Origin of the sequence: Pantoea agglomerans (genome assembly GCF_020149765.1) — a bacterium.
GTDB classification, from domain to species: domain Bacteria; phylum Pseudomonadota; class Gammaproteobacteria; order Enterobacterales; family Enterobacteriaceae; genus Pantoea; species Pantoea alvi.
The window spans coordinates 2,197,921-2,213,536 of the sequence record NZ_CP083809.1 but is presented as its reverse complement, the minus strand read 5'-3'; the positions used below and the strand labels follow the sequence as shown (position 1 = coordinate 2,213,536).

Below are 15,616 nucleotides of genomic sequence, written 5' to 3'. Positions count from 1 at the left end.
GGGTCAGGTTAGCAGCTTTAAATAGCGGTCAGAACAAAATAAAAAATCCATGTTTAAAATTTGTGAACTTTTCGTTTTTTCTCGCCTGAGCGCGTCGAAGCGGACGGGGCTAAATATTGAAATGATGTTTTAACTTTCCCGATCTCGCCATAAAAGCGGGCTACCGGGAAATAAAGCGGGACGCGGTTGCGCAACGGAAAGCGGCGCTAAGCCGATGAAAAATAGCGAAAACCATTAACATCATAGCCTTAGCGAAAAATAACCGGTTTGCGCAACGTGACGCAATTATCGGAATAATTCCTAAATTACTTAATCTTGCGCGCTTTAACGATTCAACACTTAGTCATTAATTGCGCATTGTGCCAGGCTAATTTTGCGAATAGCTAAATTTTCCATGTGCCCATTCATTCTTAAAAGGATAATCTCGATGTCCATTACAGGCGAACAGCCGTTAGTGCTCTGGTATAACCAGCTTGGCATGCATGATGTCGATCGCGTGGGAGGCAAAAACGCCTCTCTGGGTGAAATGATTACGAACCTGTCGTCGCTGGGCGTCTCCGTGCCCAACGGATATGCGACCACATCTTACGCGTTTAATCAGTTCCTCGATCAGAGTGGCCTCAACCAGCGCATTTACGATTTACTGGACAAGACCGATATCGACGATATCGACGAGCTGGCGAAAGCCGGTAAGCAGATCCGTCAGTGGGTCGTGGATACCCCGTTTCAGCCTGAACTGGAAACGGCTATTCGCGAGGCATACGAGCAGCTCTCCGCAGACGATGCCGAGGCGTCGTTCGCCGTGCGCTCTTCCGCTACGGCAGAAGATATGCCGGACGCCTCCTTCGCCGGCCAGCAGGAGACTTTCCTTAACGTGCAGGGCTATGACGCGGTAATCATCGCCGTGAAGCACGTTTACGCCTCGCTGTTTAACGATCGCGCCATCTCCTATCGCGTGCATCAGGGCTACGACCATCGCGGCGTGGCGCTGTCGGCGGGCGTGCAGCGTATGGTGCGCTCCGATCTCGCCTCATCGGGCGTGATGTTTACCATCGATACCGAATCGGGCTTCGATCAGGTGGTGTTTATTACCTCCGCTTTCGGCCTGGGCGAGATGGTGGTGCAGGGCGCGGTCAATCCAGATGAGTTCTATGTGCACAAGCCGACGCTGGCCGCCAACCGTCCCGCCATCGTGCGCCGCAATATGGGCTCGAAAAAGGTGCGTATGGTCTATGCCGATTCGCAGTCGCACGGCGAGCAGGTGCGCATCGAAGAGGTGCCGGAAAGCGAGCGCGACCGCTTCTCCCTTACCGATGAAGAGGTGCAGGCGCTGGCGCGTCAGGCGGTGCAGATCGAGCAGCACTACAAGCGTCCGATGGATATCGAGTGGGCGAAAGATGGCCATACCGGCAAGCTCTTTATCGTGCAGGCGCGCCCGGAAACCGTGCGCTCCAACGGTCAGGTGATGGAGCGCTATAACCTGCAGGGCACCGGCAGCGTGGTGGTGGAAGGCCGCGCCATCGGCCATCGCATCGGCGCTGGCGAAGTTAAAGTGATCCACGACATCAGCGAGATGAACCGCATAGAAAAAGGCGATGTGCTGGTCACCGATATGACCGACCCGGACTGGGAGCCGATCATGAAGAAAGCCTCAGCGATCGTCACCAACCGCGGCGGGCGCACCTGTCACGCGGCGATTATCGCGCGCGAGCTGGGCATCCCGGCGGTAGTGGGCTGCGGCGACGCCACCGACCGCCTGCAGGACGGCAACAAAGTCACCGTCTCCTGCGCTGAAGGTGACACCGGCTATGTCTATAGCGATCTGATCGATTTCGAAGTCACCAGTTCGCAGGTAGACGAGATGCCGGCGCTGCCGCTGAAGATCATGATGAACGTCGGTAACCCCGATCGCGCCTTTGACTTTGCCTGCCTGCCGAATGAAGGGGTAGGTCTTGCGCGTCTGGAGTTCATTATCAACCGCATGATTGGCGTGCACCCGAAAGCGCTGCTGGAGTTTGACCAGCAGACGCCGGAACTCCAGCAGCAGATTCGCGGCATGATGAAAGGTTTCGACAGCCCGGTTGAGTTCTATATTGCTCGCCTGACCGAAGGGATCGCCACGCTGGGAGCCGCGTTTGCGCCGAAGCGGGTGATTGTGCGCCTGTCGGACTTTAAATCGAATGAGTACGCCAACCTGGTGGGCGGCGAGCGCTACGAGCCGGAAGAGGAGAATCCGATGCTGGGCTTCCGCGGCGCCGGACGCTACGTGGCGGACAGCTTCCGCGACTGTTTCGCGCTGGAGTGCGAGGCGGTGAAGCGCGTGCGTAATGAGATGGGCCTGACCAACGTCGAAATCATGGTGCCCTTTGTGCGCACCGTCGCGCAGGCGCAGGCGGTGGTGGAGGAGCTGGGCCGTCAGGGCCTGAAGCGCGGCGAGAACGGCCTGAAAATCATTATGATGTGCGAAATCCCCTCCAACGCCCTGCTGGCCGAGCAGTTCCTTGAGCACTTCGACGGCTTCTCTATCGGCTCGAACGATATGACGCAGCTGGCGCTGGGGCTGGATCGCGATTCGGGCGTGGTGTCGGCGCTGTTTGACGAGCGCAATGAGGCGGTGAAAGCGCTGCTGTCGATGGCGATTCAGGCGGCGAAAAAGCAGGGCAAATATGTCGGCATCTGCGGGCAGGGGCCGTCCGACCATCAGGACTTTGCGGCCTGGCTAATGGAAGAGGGTATCGACAGCCTGTCGCTCAATCCAGACACTGTGGTGGAAACCTGGCTGTCGCTGGCTGAGTTAGGCAAAAGTACATGATTAGATAGGCTAATTTGCCGTAAAAAGGCCAGCTTTGCTGGCCTTTTTGCTTTCTTTGGGCCAAAAAAAAGCCCATCACAGGGGATGGGCAAAGACTACACACAGCAATTCTTCACTTTACTCAGGGGAAAAAGGTTGTTTAAAAATCAGTAGGTTGATTTCAAACTTAGGAATCATGTTATTCATCGCGCGCTTCTGAGTCTTTAAGAATCCTCTTATTAGTTTAAAGCCAATAAACTTTTGTCACCTGTTTAGGGGCGAAATTGGGGTGAACCAGTGCGAAAAATAAACTATTCAACGCTGATATGCGGCCTCATGGCCGAAAACTGCGTTTTTTCTTAAAAACCGCTAATGGAAAAAAATGTTAACGTGACGCAAATGAGTCAGGGCGGTTAACCGCCCTGAGCCCGGTCTCAGGAGGGCAGATGCTCTTCTTCATGATCGGACAGGATCTCGACCACGCTGGCGAGGTCGCCCTCTGGCGGCGGCGGTGCCTCATGCATCCATACGGACACCAGCCGGTAGGAGACCGCCAGCACCACCGGACCGATAAACAGACCAATCAGGCCGAAGGCCACCAGCCCGCCGATAACGCCGGAGAGGATAAGGATCATCGGTAAATCGGCGCCCATACGGATCAGCACCGGGCGCAGCACGTTATCCAGCGTGCCGACTACGCAGCTCCAGATCAGCAGCACCGTGCCCCAGGTGGTGTCGCCGCTCCAGTAAAGCCAGATAATGGCGGGCACCAGCACCAGCAGCGGGCCGATCTGCACCAGACAGCAGAGGATCATCAGCACGGTAAGCAGCGTGGCGTAGGGGATGCCGGAGAGCGCGAGGCCGATGCCGCCCAGCACGCCCTGCACCAGCGCGGTCACCACCACGCCGAGCGCCACGGCGCGGATCGCCTGACCCGCCAGCAGCACCGTGGCGTCGCCGCGACGGCCTGCCATACGAAACGCGAAGTGACGAATGCCCTGCGCCGCCTGTTCGCCGCGCCAGAACAGCAGGGCGCTGAACAGCAGCATCACGCCGAGATGGATCATCAGCCGGCCAAAATGACCCGCCTGAGCGACAAAGAAGCCGGTGGTGCGACCGACGTAGGGCTGCAGTTTCGCCATAATGGCCGAGCCGCCGCCCGCCACCAGCTTGTGGTAGCTGGAAAAGAGTTTTTCGCCGATGGCCGGGATATCATTCAGCCACAGCAGCGACGGCATCTCCATATGACCCTGCGTCGCCCAGGCGATAACGGGCGCGCTGTTGTCGATCAGGCTGTTGACCAGCAGCGCAATGGGAATAATAAACAGCAGCAGCAAGAGCAGCGTCATCACGATGACCGCCAGCGAACGCCGGTTCCACAGCAGCCGCTGCACGCGCAGCATCAGCGGCCAGGTGGCGATCACCACCATGCTTGCCCAGGCGAAACCCAGTATAAAAGGCTGAACTATCCAGATACAGGCGACGATCATCAGCAGGATAAAGAGCAGCGTAAAGAGCCTCTGCGGCATATCCGTGGTGCGGTGCAGGTTTTTCATAAGAGACAACGACCTCAAATAATCCTTCATTAGGGGGCAATCAGGCCCGGCTTAATGATGAGCTATTTTGGCGGCTTTAAACAGAGGCGAAAGCGCGGCTTTTACCCGCGCCGGAAAAAAAGGCGAGCGCGAAAAAAATGTGTTAAAACGGAGCGTTCAGACAAAACAAGCAACACACACGATTACAACATCTGGTCTCTCAATAATGATCCCACAGATTTCTCAGGCGCCCGGCCTCGTTCAACGGGTGCTGACATTCCTCGACGCGCTGAAGGCGCAGGGCTTCACCGGCGATACCGCCACCAGCTACGCCGATCGTCTGTTAATGTCCACCGACAACAGCATCTACCAGCTGCTGCCGGACGCGGTGCTTTTTCCGCGCTCTACCGCCGACGTGGCTCTGATTGCGCGCGTGGCGGGCGAGGCGCGCTTTAACGATCTCACCTTTACGCCGCGCGGTGGCGGCACCGGTACCAACGGGCAGTCGCTGAATCAGGGCATCGTGGTCGACATGTCGCGCCATATGAACCGCATTCTGGAGATCAATCCTGAGCAGGGCTGGGTGCGCGTCGAAGCGGGCGTGGTCAAGGATCAGCTTAACGCCTGGCTTAAGCCCTACGGCTTTTTCTTCTCGCCGGAGCTCTCTACCAGCAACCGCGCGACGCTGGGCGGCATGATCAATACTGACGCCTCAGGCCAGGGATCGCTGGTCTACGGTAAAACCTCCGATCATGTGCTGGGGCTGCGCGCGGTGCTGCTCGGCGGCGATATTCTCGATACCCGGCCGATGGCCGCCGCGCTGGCGGAGACGCTGGCGCAGACCGCGACGCCAGAAGGGCGCATCTATCAGCAGGTGCTGACGCGATGCCGCGAACAGCGCGCGCTGATTCTGGAGAAGTTTCCGAAGCTGAACCGCTTCCTCACCGGCTACGATCTGCGCCACGTCTTTAGCGACGACATGCAGACCTTCGACCTGACGCGCATTCTGTGCGGCGCCGAGGGCACGCTGGCCTTTATCACCGAGGCGCGGCTCGATATTACGCCGATTCCCAAAGTGCGTCGGCTGGTGAATATTAAATATGACTCTTTCGACTCCGCGCTGCGCAACGCCCCCTTTATGGTTGAGGCGAAGGCGCTGTCGGTGGAGACCGTGGACTCCAAAGTGCTTAACCTGGCGCGAGAAGATATCGTCTGGCATTCGGTGCGCGAGCTGATTACCGACGTGCCGGACAAAGAGATGCTTGGCCTCAATATCGTCGAGTTCGCCGGCGACGACGGCGCGCTGATCGATCAGCAGGTCTCTTCGCTCTGCGCCCGGCTGGATCGCCTGATGGCGCAGCGCGAGGGCGGCGTTATCGGCTATCAGCTCTGCGAGGATCTTGAGGGTATCGAGCGTATCTATAACATGCGCAAAAAGGCGGTGGGGCTGCTGGGCAATGCCAAAGGGCGCGCCAAGCCTATCCCCTTTGTGGAAGATACCGCCGTGCCGCCGGAGCACCTCGCTGACTATATCGTTGAGTTCCGCGCGCTGCTCGACAGCCACGGCCTGAGCTACGGCATGTTCGGCCACGTCGACGCAGGCGTGCTGCACGTGCGTCCGGCGCTGGACATGTGCGACCCGCAGCAGGAGATGCTGATGAAAACCCTGTCGGACGAGGTGGTGGCGCTGACCGCGCGCTACGGCGGACTGCTGTGGGGCGAGCACGGCAAAGGGTTCCGCGCGCAGTACAGCCCGGCGTTTTTCGGCGAAACGCTGTTTAACGAGCTGCGCCGCATCAAGGCGGCGTTCGATCCCGATAACCGCATGAACCCCGGCAAGATCTGTACCCCCATCGACAGCAACGAGCCGATGATGCAGGTCGACGCGATCAAGCGCGGCAGCTATGACCGCCAGATCCCGCTGACGGTGCGCAGCGACTGGCGCGGCGCGATGGAGTGCAACGGCAACGGCCTCTGCTTTAACTTTGATGCGCGCAGCCCGATGTGCCCCTCGATGAAGATCACCCGCAACCGCATCCACTCGCCGAAAGGGCGCGCCACCCTGACGCGCGAATGGCTGCGCCTGCTGGCGGAGCAGGGGGTCGATCCGCAGCAGCTCGAGAAGCAGCTGCCGGAAAGCAGCCTGTCGCTTCGCGCCCTGATTGGCCGCGTGCGCAACAGCTGGCACGCCAGCAAGGGCGAGTATGACTTCTCCCATGAGGTTCATGAGGCGATGTCGGGCTGCCTCGCCTGTAAAGCCTGCTCGACTCAGTGTCCGATCAAAATCGACGTGCCCGATTTCCGCGCCCGCTTTTTGCAGCTCTACCATACGCGCTACCTGCGTCCGGTAAGCGACCATCTGGTGTCGGCGGTCGAGAGCTATGCGCCGCTAATGGCGAAAGCGCCGAAGGCGTTTAACTTCTTTCTGCGTCAGCCCTGGATGCGCGAGCTGAGCAAAAACCATATCGGCATGGTGGATCTGCCGCTGCTCTCGTCCCCTTCGCTGAAGCAGGAGCTGAGCGGCCATCCAGCGATGAGCATGACGCTGGAGAAGCTGGAGGCGCTAAGCCCCGAGCAGCGTGCCGAGACGGTGCTGGTGGTGCAAGACCCCTTTACCAGCTTCTACGAGGCGCAGCTGATTGCCGACTTTATTCGCCTGATCGAGAAGCTGGGTCTGCGGCCGGTGCTGCTGCCCTTTATGCCGAACGGCAAGGCGCAGCACGTTAAGGGCTTTCTGCAGCGCTTTGCGCGCACTGCCAGCAAAACCGCTGACTTCCTGAATCGGGTAGCGATGCTCGGCATGCCGATGGTTGGCGTCGATCCGGCGACGGTGCTCTGCTATCGCGATGAATATAAGCAGACGCTGGGCGAAAAGCGCGGCGACTTTCATGTCCAGCTGGTGCATGAGTGGCTGAGTGAGGTGGTCAGCACGCGCGAAGCGGTGCCGGGCAGCGGCGAAAGCTGGTACCTGTTTGCGCACTGCACCGAAGTCACGGCGCTGCCCAATACGCCGAATCAGTGGCGGGAGATCTTCTCGCGCTTCGGCGCGCGGCTGGAGAATATCAACGTCGGCTGCTGCGGCATGGCGGGCACCTACGGTCACGAAACCAAAAACCTCGACAACTCGCTGGGGATCTATGGCCTGTCATGGCATCCGCAGTTGCAGAAGCTGCCGCGCCAGCGCTGCCTGGCGACCGGCTTCTCCTGCCGCAGCCAGGTGAAAAGGCTGGAAGGCAACGGCATGCGCCATCCGCTGCAGGCACTTCTGGCATTGATGTAACGAAATTGTGCGCGACGTCACGACGCGGCTGGATTAGAATATCCAGCCCGCGTGACGCACGAAGTCGCTCTGCAGCGCAGTGGCTTTCTCCCATTCACCGACCAGCGCCAGCTGATGGCACAGCCGGGTAAGGGAGAAGCGCGCCAGCTGCCAGGCCTGGATGCGGAACAGCCTGTCGCGCTCGCTGTTGCCCATCTCCTGCACCAGCCGATGGTGCAGTTTGCCCAGAGCGTGCAGATAGCTTTGATCGTCTCCGTTGATTTGGCAGATTTCGGCCATATCGAGACAGGTATCGTTGAACTGACGAAGCTGATGAATGGTACAGTCGGCCCGGTTAAGCTTTGCCTGTGCCAGGTAGAAGTCAACGGTAATATCGCGCATGGCGAACTGATAATCGTCGATTTTGCCCTGCAGCCAGGCAGAGACGGAAGGCGTCATGGCACCACCTCAAAGGTTGAATGATAATAATTATCATATTCAACTCGGGGCAGATTGCAATTGCGCAGCGCGAAAATTTTCACGATTTACTTAGCCTGTTAATAAAATCGGCAAGAACAATTTTTGTGTAAGCGATAAAGGCGTAACCTATCAATAAGAAATTATTAATAACTAGCTGAAAAAAATTTTACGTAATTTTAACAGGTTAGGCCGCTGATTTAGGCGCGTGGGCTCTCGCCGCAAAGACCTGCGAAGCAGCTATGCTTAATAAAGCAGCGATTAAAAAGAGCACAAGATGATTATCCCTGCAAAACAAGAGGTTGAAGTGATCGTCCAGATCCTTACCATAGGGGGATAGCCTGAAAAGGTCCGGACTTACGAGGTAACAACATGGCATCTGTAAATGCAGCAACGTTCTCTCCTGATGATTTCGTCTGGAAAGGGGTCACGCTGACTGATTCCGCGGCAAAGCAAATTCTTAGCCTGGTGGCACAAGATCCTGAGGTTAAAGGTCTCCATCTGGGCGTGAAACAATCCGGCTGCGCCGGTTTCGGCTACGTCATGGATCTGGTGAAAGAGCCTGCCGATGACGATCTGCAGTTTACCCATAACGGCGCAACGCTCTACGTGCCGCTTCAGGCGATGCCGTTTATCGACGGCACGGAAGTGGATTATGTCCGCGAAGGCCTGAATCAGATTTTTAAATTCAATAACCCTAAAGCTCAACACGCCTGCGGGTGCGGTGAAAGCTTTGGCGTCGAGTAAGTGAAATATGTCACGACACAGCGAAACATCTGACGATGTACAAATGTGGGAAGGCAAGCTCAACTACAAAGAGGGCTTCTTTACCCAGTTGCAAACCGACGAAATGGCGCACGGCATCAACGAAGATGTGGTGCGCGCGATCTCGGCTAAACGTAACGAGCCAGAGTGGATGCTGGAGTTTCGTCTTAAAGCCTTTCGCGCCTGGCTTGAAATGGAAGAGCCGCACTGGCTGAAAGCGCATTACGATAAACTGGATTATCAGGATTACAGCTACTACTCGGCACCCTCATGCGGCAACTGCGACGACAGCTGCGCTTCTGAGCCGGGCGCGCTGCAGTCTTCGGGTATCGAAGAGACCAACAACTACCTGACGCAGGAAGTTGAGAAGGCGTTCGATCAGCTTGGCGTGCCGGTGCGTGAAGGCCGCGAAGTGGCGGTCGATGCGATTTTCGACTCGGTCTCCGTCGCCACAACCTACCGCGGCAAGCTGGCGGAGCAGGGCATTATCTTCTGCTCGTTCGGCGAAGCGATTCAGGAACACCCTGAGCTGGTGCAGAAGTATCTCGGCACCGTGGTGCCGGCCAACGATAACTTCTTTGCGGCGCTGAACTCGGCGGTCGCCTCTGACGGCACCTTCGTTTATATCCCGAAAGGGGTGCGCTGCCCGATGGAGCTGTCGACCTATTTCCGTATTAACGCGGCGAAAACCGGTCAGTTTGAACGCACCATCCTGATTGCGGACGAAGACAGCTACGTCAGCTACATCGAAGGCTGTTCCGCGCCGGTGCGCGATACCTATCAGCTGCACGCCGCGGTTGTGGAAGTTATCATCCACAAAAACGCGGAAGTGAAGTACTCCACCGTACAGAACTGGTTCCCGGGCGGTGAAGGCGAAGGCGGCATTCTGAACTTCGTTACCAAGCGTGCGCTGTGCGAAGGCGAGAACAGCAAAATGTCCTGGACCCAGTCCGAGACCGGCTCCGCTATTACCTGGAAATACCCGAGCTGCATTCTGCGCGGCGACAACTCCATCGGTGAGTTCTACTCGGTGGCGCTGACCAGCGGTCGCCAGCAGGCAGATACCGGCACCAAGATGATCCACATTGGTAAAAACACCAAATCGACCATCATCTCTAAAGGTATCTCCGCCGGTAAGAGCCAGAATACCTATCGCGGCCTGGTAAAAATCATGCCGACCGCGACTAACGCGCGTAACTTTACCCAGTGCGACTCGATGCTGATCGGCCCCGATTGCGGCGCGCATACCTTCCCGTATGTGGAAACCCGCAACAATACCGCTCAGCTGGAGCATGAGGCGACCACCTCGCGCATCGGCGAAGACCAGCTGTTCTACTGCCTGCAGCGCGGTATCAGCGAAGAAGATGCGATCTCAATGATCGTCAACGGCTTCTGTAAAGACGTGTTCTCTGAGCTGCCACTGGAATTCGCCGTGGAAGCGCAAAAACTGTTAGCCATCAGCCTTGAGCACAGTGTGGGCTGATGCCGTCACACGCGTTGCCGGAAGCAATGTGAAGGAATAAGTATGTTAAGCATTAAAGATTTACAGGTTAGCGTTGAAGACAAAGAGATTCTGCGCGGTCTTAACCTCGAAGTGAAACCGGGCGAAGTACACGCCATTATGGGCCCGAACGGCTCAGGCAAAAGTACGCTCTCTGCAACGCTGGCTGGCCGCGAAGATTACGAAATCACCGGCGGTTCCGTGAGCTTCAAAGGCAAAGATCTGCTGGAGCTTGACCCGGAAGATCGCGCGGGCGAAGGCATCTTTATGGCGTTTCAGTATCCGGTTGAGATCCCGGGCGTCAGCAACCAGTTCTTCCTGCAGACCGCGGTTAACGCGGTGCGCAAGTATCGCGGCAAAGAAGAGCTGGACCGTTTTGACTTCCAGGACTTTATCGAAGACAAAATCCATCTGCTGAAGATGCCGGAAGATCTGCTGACCCGTTCGGTCAACGTCGGCTTCTCCGGCGGCGAAAAGAAACGCAACGACATCCTGCAGATGGCGGCGCTGGAGCCTGAGCTGTGCATCCTTGATGAAACCGATTCCGGCCTCGATATCGATGCGCTGAAAATCGTTGCGGAAGGCGTCAACAGCCTGCGCGACGAGAAGCGCGCCTTTATCATCGTCACCCACTATCAGCGTATTCTGGACTACATCAAGCCAGACTTCGTGCACGTGCTGTACAAAGGTAAGATCGTCAAATCGGGCGACTTTACGCTGGTGAAACAGCTGGAGGAGCAAGGCTATGGCTGGCTTACCGACGAAGAGTGATAACGCCCTGCAGCAGTGGCATCATCTGTTCGAATCGCGCGGCGAGTCACGCTCGCTGCAGGCTCAGCAGCACTGGCAACAGCTGATGCGCGTCGGTCTGCCGACGCGTAAGCATGAAAACTGGAAATATACCGCGCTGGACGGGCTGTTTGCCCACCAGTTCGCGCTGCCGCAGGCGAAGAGCCTGGATCAGGCGCAGGTCGACGCGCTGGCGCTGCCGCTGGATGCGATTCGGCTGGTATTCGTTGATGGTCAGTTTCAGCCAGCGCTGAGCGCGGCCGATACCGAACTCTATACCGTTCAGCACAGCCGCGCCGCCGAGCGCCGCCCGCTGCCGGCACCGGTTCAGCCAGAAGTGTTTCTGCACCTGACCGAAAGCCTGGCGGAAGAGGTGACTTCGATTCGCCTGGCGCGCGGCAAGGCGGCGGCGCGTCCGCTCTACCTGCTGCATATCACCAGCGGCCAGGCGGATGCGCTCAACACCGTGCATCATCGCCACCATCTTGAGCTGGAAGAGAGCGCGCAGGCGCAGGTTATCGAGCACTACGTCACGCTGGACGGGGCTCAGCACTTTACCGGCGCGCGCTTTACCTTTGCAGTCGGCGACAATGCCCAACTGAACCATATCAAGCTGGCGTTTGAAGAGAGCAGCAGCTACCACTTCGCCCATAACGACATCGTTATTGGTCGCGATGCGCAGGTGAGCAGCACCAGCTTCCTGCTGGGCGCAGGCCTCTCTCGTCACAACACCAGCGTGCAGCTCAACGGCGAAAACACCCAGCTGTCGCTGAACAGCCTGGTGCTGCCGATGAATTCAGAGGTCGCGGATACCCGTAGCTATCTGGAGCATAACAAAGGCTACTGCCTGAGCCGTCAGCTGCATAAGACTATCTCGCGTGACAAAGGGCGCGCGGTGTTTAACGGCCACATCAAAGTGGCGCAGCACGCGCTGAAAACCGACGGGCAGATGACCAACAACAACCTGTTGCTCGGTCGTCTGGCGGAAGTGGACACCAAGCCGCAGCTGGAAATCTACGCTGACGACGTGAAGTGCAGCCACGGCGCCACCATCGGTCGCATTGATGATGAGCAGATGTTCTACCTGCGCTCGCGCGGCATCGCAGAAGAGGCGGCGCAGCAGATGATTATTCACGCCTTCGCGGCCGAACTGACCGAAGCGCTGGATGATGAGACGCTGCGTCAGGCGGTTCTGCAACGCATCGCGGCGCGTTTCCCTGGAGATGCCTCATGATGAACTTCGATCTCGAACGTATCAGGGCCGACTTCCCGATCCTGAAGCGTGAGGTCAACGGTCATCCGCTGGCCTACCTTGACAGCGCGGCCAGCGCCCAGCGTCCGCTGGCGGTGATTAACGCCGAAAGCCATTTCTATCAGCACGGCTACGCGGCCGTGCATCGCGGCATTCACAGCCTGAGCGCGCAGGCCACCACCGATATGGAAAGCGTCCGCCTGCAGGCGGCGCGTTTTCTTAACGCCTCCTCGCCGGAAGAGATCGTATTTGTTAAAGGCACCACCGAGGGGATTAACCTGGTGGCGAACAGCTGGGGCGCAAGCCAGCTGCAGGCCGGCGATAACCTGATCGTGACCGAGATGGAGCACCACGCCAATATCGTGCCCTGGCAGATGGTGGCGCAGCGCACCGGCGCGGAGATCCGCGTACTGCCGCTTAACAGCAGCGGTGAGCTGGCGATCGACGCGCTGGCGGGGCTGATTGACAGCCGTACGCGGCTGCTGGCGGTTACGCACGTCTCCAACGTGCTCGGCACCGTTAACCCGGTCAAAGCGCTGGTGGCGCAGGCGAAAGCCGCCGGGCTGGTGACGCTGGTGGATGGCGCCCAGGCGGTGATGCATGGCAAGGTCGACGTGCAGGATATCGACTGCGATTTCTACGTCTTCTCCAGCCATAAAATCTACGGCCCTAACGGCGTCGGCATTCTCTACGGGCGCAAAGCGCTGCTCGACGAGATGCCGCCCTGGGAAGGCGGTGGCTCAATGATCGATCAGGTAGTGCTGCCCGTCGGCACCACCTGGAACAAAGCGCCCTGGCGTTTCGAAGCGGGCACGCCCAACACCGGCGGCATTATCGGCTTCGGCGCGGCGCTGCGCTATGTAGAAGAGATCGGTCTTGACGCTATCCAGCAGCGCGAGCAGGCGCTGATGCGCTACGCCCTCGACAAGCTCGCCTCGGTGCCCGATCTGGTCATTTATGGCCCGCAGGCGCGCGCAGGGGTAATCGCCTTTAACCTCGGCAAGCATCACGCCTACGACGTCGGCAGCTTCCTCGATCAATACGGTATCGCTATTCGCACCGGCCATCACTGCGCTATGCCGCTGATGCGCCATTACGCCGTACCGGCCATGTGCCGCGCCTCCTTCGCCTTCTATAACAGCGAAGAAGAGGCGGATCGTCTGGCGGCTGGTTTGACCCGTATTCATCGTCTGCTGGGCGGTTGAGCAGAGTTCAGGAGTAAGTGATGGCTACGTTGCCAGATAAAGAGAAACTGGTGCGCAACTTTAACCGTTGCGCCAACTGGGAAGAGAAGTACCTCTACATCATTGAGCTGGGCGGGAAACTTCCAGAATCATCTGAAAGCCTGCATCAGCCGGAAAACGTCATCTCCGGCTGTCAGAGCCAGGTGTGGATCAAGATGACGCCGCAGCCCGACGGCACCCTGGCGTTTGAAGGGGACAGCGACGCGGCTATCGTTAAGGGCTTGATTGCAGTGGTGTTTAGCCTCTATCAAAACCTGACGGCGGCCGATATCGTCGCGCTGGACGTGCGCCACTGGTTCGCCGAGCTGGCGCTGACCCAGCATCTGACGCCTTCGCGGTCGCAGGGCCTTGAGGCGATGATTCGGGCAATTCGCCATAACGCTCAAAATCTCCTCTGAGTTAAACTAGCAGACGCCAACAGGCGTCTGTTTTTTTATCTGAAAGAGAAGATTGCATGAAATCAGCCTTACGTTTTGCCGGTGCGCTGCTGCTAAGCGTTGGACTCGCTGCCCCGGCTTTCTCCACGGAATATCCGCTTCCTTCCGCCGACAGCCGCCTTATCGGCGAAAACCAGTTAACCACCGTTCCCGACGATAAGCGTCCCCTTGAAGCGATTGCGGCAAAGTACCAGATTGGGCTGCTGAGCATGCTGGAGGCCAATCCCGGCACCGATCCCTGGCTGCCAAAGGCTGGCACGCAGCTGGTGGTGCCGCAGCAGATGCTGCTGCCAGATACGCCACGCGAGGGGATTGTGGTGAATCTCGCCGAGCTGCGCCTCTATTACTACCCCAAAGGCGAGGATAAGGTCATTGTCTACCCCATCGGCATCGGCCAGCTGGGCGCGGCGACGCCGGTAATGGTGACCAGTATCAGCCAGAAGATCCCTAATCCCACCTGGACACCCACCCCTAATATTCGCAAGCGCTACGCCAAAGAGGGCGTGACGCTGCCGGCAGTGGTGCCAGCCGGCCCGGAAAACCCCATGGGGCTGTTTGCGCTGCGTCTGGCGCGCGGTAGCGGCAATTATCTGATCCACGGCACCAACGCCGATTTCGGCATCGGGATGCGCGTCAGCTCCGGCTGCATTCGTCTGCGTCCGCAGGATATCGAGGCGCTGTTTAACAGCGTGCCGAAGGGGACGCGCGTGCAGGTAATCAATCAGCCGGTGAAGTATGCCGTCGAGCCGGACGGAAAGCGCTACATCGAGGTACACCAGCCGCTGTCGCACAGCGATAAAGACGACCCGCAGACGATGCCGATAGCGCTTAGCCCTGCGCTGAAGAAGTTTATAAAGAGTCCGCAGAGCGACAGCGCGCTGATTAAAGCGGCCCTGGAGCGTCGTTCTGGTATGCCGGTGCTGGTATCGAGCGGTGAGGCGGTAACGCAGCCGTCTGAGGCAGCGTCAGAGCAGACGCAGAGCGCGCAGGCGAATCCCTGAATCAGACAGACGCCGCCACGCTGTGGCGGCAAAATCAGAGCAAAAAAAATGGCGCCACATGGGCGCCATTTTTAATACCAGAACTCTTACTTACGGTAAGAGTGAGCCTGGTTGTCCAGACGCTGGTTAGCGCGAGCTGCGTCATCTTTAGCAGCCTGCACGTCAGAACGGATTGCGTTCACGTCGTTGCTCAGCTGGTCAACTTTAGCGTTCAGAGTCTGAACGTCTGAAGACAGCTGGTCGATTTTAGCGTTGCTTGAGCAGCCAGCCAGCAGAGTTGAACCCAGGATTACCGCGCCCAGTACCAGTTTAGTACGATTCATTCTTTATACCCTCTAGATTGAGTTAATCTCCATGTAGCGTTACAAGTATTACACAAAGCTTTTTAAGTTGAGAATAAATTTTTGATGAGAACATGCTTAAACTTGATCGTTCGCTCAAAGAAGCAGCGCCTGACCGCACATGATAAAAATATTTAGCGAAAACAGAGAGATTTAATCGGATTAACCTTAATTTCGGAGGATATTGAATAGTTATTATCGATTGGAAATTTCCCGGTTTTGTA

12 protein-coding genes and 1 other RNA gene are annotated in these 15,616 nt (G+C 57.8%); 9 read left to right on the top strand and 4 right to left on the bottom strand.

Annotated elements, in window-relative coordinates; translation table 11 throughout:
* Positions 1–427: 427 nt before the first annotated feature.
* The gene (gene ppsA, locus LB453_RS13265; RefSeq protein WP_103795615.1) at positions 428–2,812 is read left to right on the top strand and encodes a phosphoenolpyruvate synthase; all 2,385 of its coding nucleotides are present in this window, start codon (positions 428–430) and stop codon (positions 2,810–2,812) included.
* A gap of 60 nt (positions 2,813–2,872) precedes the next feature.
* Here ppsA and rprA read toward each other — a convergent pair.
* Together rprA and ydiK are read right to left on the bottom strand one after the other, a co-directional pair.
* Positions 2,873–2,981: antisense sRNA RprA (rprA, locus tag LB453_RS13260), an RNA gene on the bottom strand.
* Positions 2,982–3,225: 244 nt separating this feature from the next.
* Positions 3,226–4,347 (bottom strand): AI-2E family transporter YdiK, encoded by a 1,122-nt coding sequence (gene ydiK, locus LB453_RS13255; RefSeq protein ID WP_103795616.1) that lies wholly within the window; start codon positions 4,345–4,347, stop codon positions 3,226–3,228.
* Between the two features lie 205 nt (positions 4,348–4,552).
* Here ydiK and LB453_RS13250 point away from each other — a divergent pair, with 205 nt between their 5' ends.
* Positions 4,553–7,606, top strand: a complete 3,054-nt coding sequence (locus LB453_RS13250; protein ID WP_103795617.1) for an FAD-binding and (Fe-S)-binding domain-containing protein — start codon at positions 4,553–4,555, stop codon at positions 7,604–7,606.
* Between the two features lie 33 nt (positions 7,607–7,639).
* Here LB453_RS13250 and LB453_RS13245 read toward each other — a convergent pair whose 3' ends face one another.
* Positions 7,640–8,044, bottom strand: a complete 405-nt coding sequence (locus LB453_RS13245; protein ID WP_103795618.1) for a hypothetical protein — start codon at positions 8,042–8,044, stop codon at positions 7,640–7,642.
* A gap of 390 nt (positions 8,045–8,434) precedes the next feature.
* Here LB453_RS13245 and sufA point away from each other — a divergent pair, with 390 nt between their 5' ends.
* From sufA to LB453_RS13210, 7 genes are read left to right on the top strand one after another with little or no spacing between them, the layout of a single operon-like run.
* Positions 8,435–8,809, top strand: coding sequence for a Fe-S cluster assembly scaffold SufA (gene sufA, locus LB453_RS13240; protein WP_033789823.1), 375 nt, complete (start codon positions 8,435–8,437; stop codon positions 8,807–8,809).
* A gap of 7 nt (positions 8,810–8,816) precedes the next feature.
* The gene (sufB, locus tag LB453_RS13235) at positions 8,817–10,310 is read left to right on the top strand and encodes a Fe-S cluster assembly protein SufB (RefSeq protein ID WP_081137338.1); all 1,494 of its coding nucleotides are present in this window, start codon (positions 8,817–8,819) and stop codon (positions 10,308–10,310) included.
* A gap of 42 nt (positions 10,311–10,352) precedes the next feature.
* A complete protein-coding gene (gene sufC / locus LB453_RS13230; protein ID WP_033789824.1) occupies positions 10,353–11,099 on the top strand; it encodes a Fe-S cluster assembly ATPase SufC in 747 nt (248 codons plus the stop codon).
* Positions 11,074–12,351: a Fe-S cluster assembly protein SufD gene (gene sufD, locus LB453_RS13225; protein WP_103795620.1), complete on the top strand. Its 1,278-nt coding sequence runs from the start codon at positions 11,074–11,076 to the stop codon at positions 12,349–12,351. The genes sufC and sufD overlap by 26 nt, the downstream gene beginning before the upstream one ends.
* Positions 12,351–13,574: a cysteine desulfurase SufS gene (gene sufS / locus LB453_RS13220; protein WP_103795892.1), complete on the top strand. Its 1,224-nt coding sequence runs from the start codon at positions 12,351–12,353 to the stop codon at positions 13,572–13,574. The genes sufD and sufS overlap by 1 nt, the downstream gene beginning before the upstream one ends.
* A gap of 20 nt (positions 13,575–13,594) precedes the next feature.
* Positions 13,595–14,011, top strand: a complete 417-nt coding sequence (sufE, locus tag LB453_RS13215) for a cysteine desulfuration protein SufE (RefSeq protein WP_103795621.1) — start codon at positions 13,595–13,597, stop codon at positions 14,009–14,011.
* A gap of 56 nt (positions 14,012–14,067) precedes the next feature.
* A complete protein-coding gene (locus LB453_RS13210) occupies positions 14,068–15,051 on the top strand; it encodes a L,D-transpeptidase family protein (RefSeq protein ID WP_103795622.1) in 984 nt (327 codons plus the stop codon).
* 86 nt (positions 15,052–15,137) lie between these two features.
* Here LB453_RS13210 and LB453_RS13205 read toward each other — a convergent pair whose 3' ends face one another.
* Entirely contained in the window at positions 15,138–15,374 is a 237-nt protein-coding gene (locus tag LB453_RS13205) for a major outer membrane lipoprotein (protein WP_007374746.1), read from the bottom strand.
* Between the last annotated feature and the right edge of the window lie 242 nt (positions 15,375–15,616).